The 8,724-nt window shown below is 50.5% G+C and carries 11 protein-coding genes; 4 read left to right on the top strand and 7 right to left on the bottom strand.

Annotated features, from left to right (window positions below; translation table 11 throughout):
• Positions 1-58 precede the first annotated feature (58 nt).
• Genes EA392_00865 through EA392_00855 form a run of 3 tightly spaced genes read left to right on the top strand, consistent with a single transcriptional unit; the run spans position 59 to position 1,530 of the window.
• Positions 59-343: a DUF493 family protein gene (locus tag EA392_00865; protein ID TVR42007.1), complete on the top strand. Its 285-nt coding sequence runs from the start codon at positions 59-61 to the stop codon at positions 341-343.
• Between the two features lie 2 nt (positions 344-345).
• Complete coding sequence (locus EA392_00860) at positions 346-741, top strand: hypothetical protein (protein ID TVR42006.1); 396 nt, start codon at positions 346-348, stop codon at positions 739-741.
• A 3-nt stretch (positions 742-744) separates the two neighbouring features.
• The gene (locus EA392_00855; protein TVR42005.1) at positions 745-1,530 is read left to right on the top strand and encodes an SGNH/GDSL hydrolase family protein; all 786 of its coding nucleotides are present in this window, start codon (positions 745-747) and stop codon (positions 1,528-1,530) included.
• Here EA392_00855 and EA392_00850 read toward each other — a convergent pair.
• From EA392_00850 to EA392_00820, 7 genes are read right to left on the bottom strand one after another with little or no spacing between them, the layout of a single operon-like run.
• Positions 1,516-2,706 carry an aspartate aminotransferase family protein gene (locus tag EA392_00850; GenBank protein TVR42004.1) on the bottom strand — a complete coding sequence of 397 codons (1,191 nt, stop codon included), beginning with the start codon at positions 2,704-2,706 and terminating at the stop codon, positions 1,516-1,518. The two genes, EA392_00855 and EA392_00850, sit on opposite strands and share 15 nt — an antisense overlap.
• Positions 2,707-2,742: 36 nt before the next feature.
• Positions 2,743-3,192 (bottom strand): hypothetical protein, encoded by a 450-nt coding sequence (locus EA392_00845; protein ID TVR42003.1) that lies wholly within the window; start codon positions 3,190-3,192, stop codon positions 2,743-2,745.
• Entirely contained in the window at positions 3,189-3,638 is a 450-nt protein-coding gene (locus tag EA392_00840; protein TVR42002.1) for a hypothetical protein, read from the bottom strand. The genes EA392_00845 and EA392_00840 overlap by 4 nt, the downstream gene beginning before the upstream one ends.
• 15 nt (positions 3,639-3,653) lie before the next feature.
• Positions 3,654-4,217, bottom strand: coding sequence for a sigma-70 family RNA polymerase sigma factor (locus EA392_00835; GenBank protein TVR42001.1), 564 nt, complete (start codon positions 4,215-4,217; stop codon positions 3,654-3,656).
• A 19-nt stretch (positions 4,218-4,236) separates the two neighbouring features.
• Positions 4,237-5,190 (bottom strand): transketolase family protein, encoded by a 954-nt coding sequence (locus tag EA392_00830; protein TVR42000.1) that lies wholly within the window; start codon positions 5,188-5,190, stop codon positions 4,237-4,239.
• Positions 5,191-5,197: 7 nt separating this feature from the next.
• A complete protein-coding gene (locus EA392_00825; protein TVR41999.1) occupies positions 5,198-6,568 on the bottom strand; it encodes a VWA domain-containing protein in 1,371 nt (456 codons plus the stop codon).
• 6 nt (positions 6,569-6,574) lie between these two features.
• Positions 6,575-7,420 (bottom strand): transketolase, encoded by an 846-nt coding sequence (locus EA392_00820; GenBank protein TVR42008.1) that lies wholly within the window; start codon positions 7,418-7,420, stop codon positions 6,575-6,577.
• Positions 7,421-7,750: 330 nt separating this feature from the next.
• Between EA392_00820 and ychF the strand changes: the two genes are divergently transcribed.
• Positions 7,751-8,724, top strand: a 974-nt coding sequence (gene ychF / locus EA392_00815; GenBank protein TVR41998.1) for a redox-regulated ATPase YchF, incomplete at its 3' end; no start/stop codon positions are given.

Genomic DNA, 8,724 nt, shown 5'->3' with positions numbered 1-8,724 from the left:
TTGTACCATCATTTCTTTCGGGACTGTATTCTGCATTCGAATGGCTAACTTTGCTGCGATGACGAAAGAAAACAACGGCGAAAACGAGCGCGTGCGAAAATTGCTCAACGAGCACCACGAATGGCCAGCTCTTTTTATGTTTAAGTTTGTGGTTCCCAGCGACAATGAAAAAATCGCGCTGGTGCAATCCCTTTTCAACAGCAAAACGGCAGAAATTCGCCAGCGACCGTCTTCCAAAGGAAACTACACTGCCATTACCATCCGCGAGGTGATGATGTCGGCCCAGGCAGTATTGGATGTGTATCGCGAAGCCAAGAAAATTGATGGTTTGATTGCTCTGTAGCTATGGAATGGACGTATTGGCAAAAAGTGGTCATCGTACTTCTAACAATCATTGTGATTGCTTTGGCCTATCGGAAGTTTCTCCGTTGGGTGGGTGGAAGCGCTCGTTTTGACCATCGTTTTGCTTTTCTTTTCCCGCTGGAGCAACACCCGGGCAACAAGCTGGTGGTGCGTTTTGAACTTCCCGAAAACGACGCCGTTACCATCTTGGTGCTAAACGAGCAATCTTCAGAAATTGCGCGCATCATCGAAGATCAAAAACTCGATGCAGGCAAACACAGTGTGGAGGTTTCCATGTCATCGTGGGAAGGTTCGCGTTTTACCTGCTGCCTGGTTAGTGGCAACCAACGCATTGAACGTTTCTTTGTGCGGGTGTTGGAACCCGAAAACGCAGCCTGATTCATGTCTGTATCTAATGCAATGCGCACATACCGACGGGCAGCGTGGTGGGTAGTGCCCATGTTGCCTTTACTCATTTTTCAGGCGCGTGGTGTAAAACGCCGTGTACCCCGGTTGCCAAATGCCGAAGGACCCGAAGGTGTGGCCGGTACATCGTTTTCCACCAAAAACTTTAACCTGCTTTTTTTGGGTGAAAGCACGGTAGCAGGGGTAGGAGTGGACCGCCACGAAATGGGCCTTGCCGGAAAGCTCGGTGAACTGTTGTCTCAACATCTCGAAAGGCCTGTGCAATGGCGTGTGTGTGCAGAGAGCGGATACACAGTACGCGCGGTGCGGAAATTGATTTTGCCCGACATAAGTTGGGATGCAGTAGATTGCATCGTGCTCGGTTTGGGTGGCAACGACGCCTTTGCGCTCCACAGCCCCGAAAAGTTTATTGCTGAATGCGATGCGCTCGTCACAGAACTTCGACGTGAATTTGGAGAGGTACCCATCGTTTTTCTCGATACACCACCCATATCGCAGTTTCCGGCTTTTACGCCTTTAATGAAGCGTATTCTCGGAGGATTATCTGATTTGTTGGGCAACGCTTTGGAAGAATATACCCAGGGGCACCGGCATCTTCACTTTGCCCGCCGCAGCAGTAAGTTTGGTGAAAAGGCTGCCGAATTGGGGGTTCAAAAGCTCTTCAGCGATGGAGTTCATCCCTCACAGCTTACATACCAAATGTGGGCAGAGGATACGGTAAACTACATGGTGGCCGCGCAAATAGGCTCAACCGAGCACTGAATTCATGGCTTCGCTCATTCGCGCGCAGGCATCGCGAATTTCCTCTTCGGTGATGTTAAGTGGGGGTGCCAGGCGAAAACTGTTGTTGCACGACAAAAACCAGAAGGTAATCACACCTCTTTCAAGACACGCATGGTAAATGGCATGCACCTGCTCAAAACTTTCAAATTCTACGGCCAGCATCAGTCCTTTTCTGCGGATCTCCTGTACAGCCGGATGATTCAACAGTGACTCAAACAGCGCTCCTTTGGCTTCGCAATTTTCCATCATGCGCTCGTCAATCAACGCGTTAAGTCCGGCCAAGGCTGCGGCACAACAAACCGGGTGTCCACCAAAAGTGGTGATATGCCCGAGCATGGGTTTAGATCGCAGCGAAGCCATCACTTCCGGCGCAGCCATAAACGCGCCCATGGGCATACCGGCTCCAAACGCTTTGGCCAGGGTCACCACATCGGGTATAATTCCATAATGCTCAAAAGCAAAGAGCTTTCCCGTGCGTCCCATGCCGCTTTGAATCTCGTCAAGAATCAGCAGGGCACCGGTTTCGTCACAACGCGCACGCAAGGCCTGCATGAACCCAACTGCTGGAATACGAACCCCGGCATCGGCCTGAATGGTTTCCAGAATCACCCCGGCGGTACGGTGAGTGATGCGCTCCAGGTCTTCAAACACATTGATGCGCAGATGGTCGGTGTCAGGTAGCAAGGGCCTGAAAGCCGTTTTCTTTTTTTCGTTGCCCGATAGACTCAAAGAACCATGCGTACTGCCGTGGTATGCTCCCTGAAAACCGATGAGTTGCGTACGTCCGGTGTATCGCTTGGCGAGTTTCAGAGCCGCCTCATTGGCTTCAGTTCCTGAGTTTACGTAATAGATGTTTTTGAGTGGAGCCGGGGCCAGCGTGCACATGCGTTCGGCAAGTTCAACCTGGGGTGCCTGGATGTATTCGCCATAGGGCATGGCGTGCAGGTACCAATCGCATTGCGACTTGATGGCCTCAATAACAGCTGGATGCCGGTGACCGATATTGGTTACGGCAAGTCCCGAAACCAAATCCATGTAGCGTATGCCATTGGTGTCGGTTACCCAGATACCTTCGGCATGGGCAATTTCGAGGCCCATGGGATGGTCGGTGGTTTGCGCCTGAAGGGCAAAAAAACGTTCGCGATTGGTTGACATACCCGGGTATTAATTGCCGCAAAGGTACGTCGAGCTTTATTTTCCGCGTTTACAATTTTCGCGCATTTCGCGAAGTAACTCGCGCTTAAACTCGTGTTCCAGGTTGTAGAGCCTGGCTATTTTCTCCATAGAAAGCACGGTTTTGAAAAGGTCGAAGTACTTCTCGCGAATGGCAATCTCGCCGCGCTCCAATTCAAACTGCTCGCGGATGGAGGCTTCCAGCTCGGCGTCGGAAAGTGATGTATCCTGTTTTTGAGCCCGATGCGATTTTTTGCGCGCTCGCCGAAGGTTGTGCATCTGTTCGCTGTACTCGTTGTAAATGGGCCAGAACGTCTGTGCTTCCGATGTGGTGAGCGAAAGTTTTTGCGACAGAAAAGCCACCTTGCGGGCTTCTATTTCCTGGTGAACCTCCGGGCCGTGTTGGCCAGAAAGTGCTGTGCTACATAGCAGAACAATCGCTGTGAAAAGGGTTTGAACGGTTTTCATGGTGTGAGTTCTTCGAGGATGAGTTGTATGGAAATGTCTTCAAAGACGAGGTAGTTAATGATGTCGTCGTCGGTGTTTTCGGAAAAATCACTTTCGTACATGTCGTAAATAGCTTCAGAAGCTGCCAGAAAAAACGCGTCTGACTCCCAAAGTTCTTCCTGCGACACTTCTGCCCGCATCTCAATACTCTCTCGCGATGACCACAGGAAAACCGCGCCAAAAGCAATGGCCAGCGATGCGGCAGCAGCAAAGTACCATTTCAGGGGCAATTTCCTCACAGCGGCAGAGGTATCCGGAATGGTTTGCCCGAGCTCAGCACGTGTTGCTTCAAAGTACCCCTCAGGAACGCTCATTCCCGAGCCTTTGCCACGCAATTCGCGCAGCAGTGGTGCTTCATTCAGCGGATCTTTGTGCAAATCTTCCATGGGTGTATCACTTGTTTGCATAGGCTTGGATGTTTTTCAGGTCATTTGGTTTAAAGCGTTGCGCAAATGTTCCTCAACTTTCTTTACGGCGTGGTGGTAAGAGGCTTTGAGCGCGCCCACACTGGTTTCGGTGATGGTGGCGATTTCTTCGTATTTTAAATCGTCGAAATACTTGAGGTTAAAGACCAAACGTTGTTTGTCCGGCAGACTTTCCACTGCCTGCATCAGGGCTTTTTGAGCTTCATCCCCGTCAAAGTAGGGGTCGGCGTTCAATCCGCGTGCTGCCACTTCCTGACTGTGCTGTTGCTTGTGGTCGCGCTGTCGTTTTTGTTTTTTAATATGGCTCAGACTCTCGTTTGAGGCAATCCGATAAAGCCAGGTGTACAGCGCGGCTTCCTCCCTAAATCCGGGAAGTGCCCGCCACACCCGAATCCATACTTCCTGCATCACATCATGGGCGTCGTCGTGATCAATGACCATTCGTCTCACATGCCAGTACAAACGCTCCTGATAGACGCGCAAAAGTCTCCTGAATGCCTCATCGGGCACGGAGTTGTTGCGCAGCGCATCGAGAATATCACGATCGGTTGGATGATCCATCCATTGGGTGTTGATGCCTTTATTTACGGCTCAACACACGTCTGGCAGCAGCAGCCACATCCTCTGTATCAATACCGTACTTGGTCATCAATTCATCGGGAGTGCCACTTTCGCCGAAAGAGTCATTCACAGCAACCATTTCCATGGGAGTGGGCATTTTGAGCGCCAAAAGTTGCGCTATGCTGTCGCCCAATCCGCCGTGGCGCTGATGCTCTTCGGCAGTAACTACGCAGCGTGTGCGGCTTACAGCGTCTAAGACTGTCTCTTCGTCCAAAGGTTTAATGGTGTGTATGTTGATTACCTGAGCGCTGATGCCTTCGTCGTTGAGTTTGCGAGCGGCTTCGATGGATTTCCACACCAAATGACCGGTGGCAAAAATTGTTACATCACTGCCGTCTATCATGGGTACGGCTTTTCCAATTTCAAATCGGGCATTTTCGTCGGTAAAAATGGGCACTGATGGTCGTCCGAAACGAAGGTAAACAGGTCCGTAGTGCTCAGCAATGGCGATGGTTGCAAGCCGGCACTGGTTGTAATCGCAGGGATTGATCACCACCATGCCGGGCAGCATTTTCATCATGCCAATATCTTCGAGAATCTGGTGGGTAGCACCGTCTTCACCCAGTGTGAGGCCCGCGTGCGATGCGCAAATTTTCACATTCTTGTGCGAATAGGCGATACTCTGCCTGATCTGGTCATACACCCTGCCGGTAGAGAAGTTGGCAAAGGTTCCGGTGAAGGGGATTTTCCCTCCGATGGTGAGACCCGCAGCCACACCCATCATGTTGGCCTCGGCAATACCCACCTGGTAAAATCTATCGGGAAAAGCATCCTGAAAGGCATTCATTTTGAGCGAACCCGTAAGATCGGCACACAGCCCGACCACATTGGGGTTTTGGTGACCCAATTCGAGCAATCCTGCGCCGAATCCTGAGCGGGTGTCCTTTTTGCCGGTAACTTCAATTTGTTGCATAAGGGTATTACAATTTGAGGTGCGTGGATGCCCCTGGTTGAATATTGAATTCCTGTTCTTTACTGTAGATGGTTTGCTTCGCCTTTTTGGAGCGGTACACAATTTTGTACTTGCCGGGAAGAAGGTGATACTGGACGTTGGCAGTATGATCGTCCAAATCGCAAACCCACTTCATTTCACCTTTGCCGAGCTCAAAAATACTGCCGTAGCCGGGTGAGTTCATCTGTAGGTTCACTACACCGGGCTGCGGAATTTCAATGGTGGTTGTGTGGCTTTGGTCAATTGCTACATCCTTGATAATTAACCTCGGTAGTGTGAGCACTTCAAGGTCGTATGTACCCACCAGGTATTGCTGCTGTGTGTTAAAAGTCTGCACGTGAAGGGTATTCATTTCGCCCTTTTGGCGTACGATGGCCTGTAGCTCCATTCCGCGAATCTTGGCGGCCATTTTGAGCTCGAGCGAACCGCGCGGCACATCAATTCCAATTACGTTGTGAATTCCGGGGGTGAGGCTCACATTATCCTTCCGCACCTGCGGCAAACTGTGCACCACAAAATCGTAGTTTACGGTGGGGTCGAGGTTTAGCGTATCAGGGTCGCCGCGGTGGTTCAGTGTATGCACGATGTTCCATATCAACTCACCGGTGTGGTTGTTGTAAATGCTCACAGGAACATTGCTCTCGGTTGGTTTAGCGTTGATATTAAGCAGATTGATTTGAGAAGTAGTGCTGTTCAGTGCTTGCGATATCACAATCCGCAACACGTTTTGAAAGGTTTCTTCGTTGGTGGCATCGTAGTAATTCCCTACGCATTCAAAGGTGCTTTTGAAACCCTCGTCGAGCCCCACTCCAATTACAAAAGGCTTGAGGATCACGCCCTTTTTCTGCAGGGCCCGCGATACCGCGCAGGGATCACCGTCGCAGGCCTCAATGCCATCGGTAATCAGAATAATGATGTTGCGGCAATCCTTGCACTTGGGAAAATCATTGGCGGCTTTCTCCAGCGAGCGGGCTATGGGGGTGGTGCCCTTGGGATTGATCTGATTGATAATTTGCTTGATGCGATTGTGGTTGTTCGGGCCAAAGGCCACCTCAAGGCGCGTATCTTCACAATCCTGATTACCGGGTGTAATGGGTGTTTGATGGCCATAAACCCTCAAAGCGAGTTCGAGGTTTTCTACATCCTTTAACTCGTCCATACTTTGCCCCAATAACTTACGGGCCACTTCAATTTTACTTTTGCTCTCCCAGCGGCCGTGCATGGAGTTCGACGCGTCGAACACAAACAGAATCCGCGTGAGGGGTTTGTCCTGCGCAAGGGCTTGAAACGCCACCAGCAGAGCAGAGGTCAGAAGCAGATATCGCAATAAAGCGTTCATCAGGTATTAGTAGTCGCCCAGCGTTTCGGGCAGTTGCGCAAGGGCTTTTTCAAGTTGTTCGTCGTTGGGGGCCACTCCGTGCCATTTGTGGCTTCCCATCATATAGTCAACTCCTTGCCCCATTTCTGTTGTCATCAGTATTACCACCGGCTTTCCTTTGCCTGTGTGGGTTTGGGCTTCGCGAAGTCCGGAAATAACGGCGGCAATGTCGTTGCCTTCCATTTCCACTACGTGCCATCCAAACGATTCCCACTTGGCGCTCAAATCGCCCAGAGACATTACGTCTTCAACATCACCATCAATTTGTCTGCCATTAAAATCTACGGTAGAAATGATGTTGTCAATTTTGTGGTGTGCGGCAAACATGGCGGCTTCCCAAATTTGGCCTTCCTGCAGTTCGCCATCGCCGTGCAGGGAATAGATAAGATGCTTGTCCTGATTGAGCTTTTTGGCCAAAGCGGCGCCAAGAGCAACGGACAAACCCTGGCCGAGCGAGCCGGAGGCCACACGCACACCGGGTAATCCCTCGTGGGTGGCGGGGTGACCCTGCAAACGCGAATTGAGCTTGCGAAAAGTAGCCAACTCGCTTACATCAAAATAACCACTTCGGGCAAGGGTGCTGTAAAACACGGGCGAAATATGTCCGTTGCTCAGGAAAAACAAATCCTGTCCGTGGCCGTCCATATCAAATGGTTTGGGCTGATGATTCATCACCTCAAAAAACAAGGCCACAAAATAATCGGTGCAACCCAATGAGCCACCCGGGTGACCGGAGTTAACAGCGTGTACCATGCGTACAATATCGCGTCGTATTTGTTGCGCAATTTCCTGAAGTGTAGTGAGTTTATCCATTTTTTGAGGCTCAAGAAGTTTGTGGTAAAAATAGAACTTTGACTTTCCGCCATGCAGATTATTATTGCGAGTTATGAAGAGCGTTTGTGGAAAACAGTGGTACATATGCGCGGCATTTTTTCTGACTTGAATCAGGCACATCTTAACCTGTTAAAAACGCTGCCAAATTTGTGAAAGTGCTCTTCATGCAAAGTCCATGATCAGCACACACGAAAGGTTGAGAAGCAAGTTACCCAGCCTGTCAGACAGGTTTTCGCCACAGGCACAGCGCAGAAAAGGGGCTTTATGGGCAGAGGGTAAATAGTGTACATTTGCGCCAAATTTTGAACCATGGCTCTTAAATGCGGAATTGTGGGTTTACCCAACGTGGGTAAATCAACCCTTTTTAACTGTTTGTCTAATGCAAAGGCCCAGTCGGCCAACTTTCCGTTTTGCACCATTGAACCCAACGTTGGGGTCATAACTGTACCCGATGAGCGCCTGAACAAACTGGCAGAGTTGGTAAAGCCAGAGCGCGTGGTTCCGACCACCATTGAAATTGTAGATATTGCCGGGCTGGTGAAAGGAGCCAGCAAAGGCGAAGGGCTGGGTAACCAGTTTCTGGGGAATATTCGCGAAACCAACGCCATCATACACGTTTTGCGCTGTTTTGACGATGACAACGTGGTGCATGTAGATGGCTCGGTGAACCCTGTCCGCGATAAGGAAGTGATTGACACTGAACTTCAGCTCAAAGATCTGGAAACGGTTGAAAAACATCTTGCTACTGTGCAACGGGCTGCCAAAACAGGCGACAAGGACGCCCAGAAAAAAGCGGCATTGCTCGAGCGTTTTCAGCAAACCCTCTTGCAGGGCAATTCGGCGCGGGTAATTGAGCTTGAAGAGGCCGAAAAGCCCATGGTTAAAGACCTGCACCTGCTCACAGCCAAACCTGTGCTTTACGTGTGCAACGTAGATGAGGGGTCTGTTGTAACGGGAAATGTTCACGTAGAAGCCGTGAAAGCAGCCGTGAAGCAGGAAAACGCCGAAGTCCTCGTGCTTGGCGCAGGTATTGAAGCCGATATTGCCGGACTGGAAACCTACGAAGAGCGCCAGATGTTTCTGGAAGACCTCGGTCTCAAAGAGGCCGGTGTGAGCAAACTGATTCGCGCGGCTTACAGACTTCTCAATCTGCAAACCTATTTTACTGCCGGAGTGAAAGAGGTACGCGCCTGGACCATTCGCGAAGGAGCTACAGCGCCTCAGGCAGCAGGAGTTATACACACTGACTTCGAGAAAGGCTTTATCCGTGCCGAAGTGATTGC

The organism is Cryomorphaceae bacterium, assembly GCA_007695365.1.
Classification (GTDB): Bacteria; Bacteroidota; Bacteroidia; order Flavobacteriales_D; family SKUL01; genus SKUL01.
This window is presented reverse-complemented; position numbering and strand designations above follow the sequence as displayed.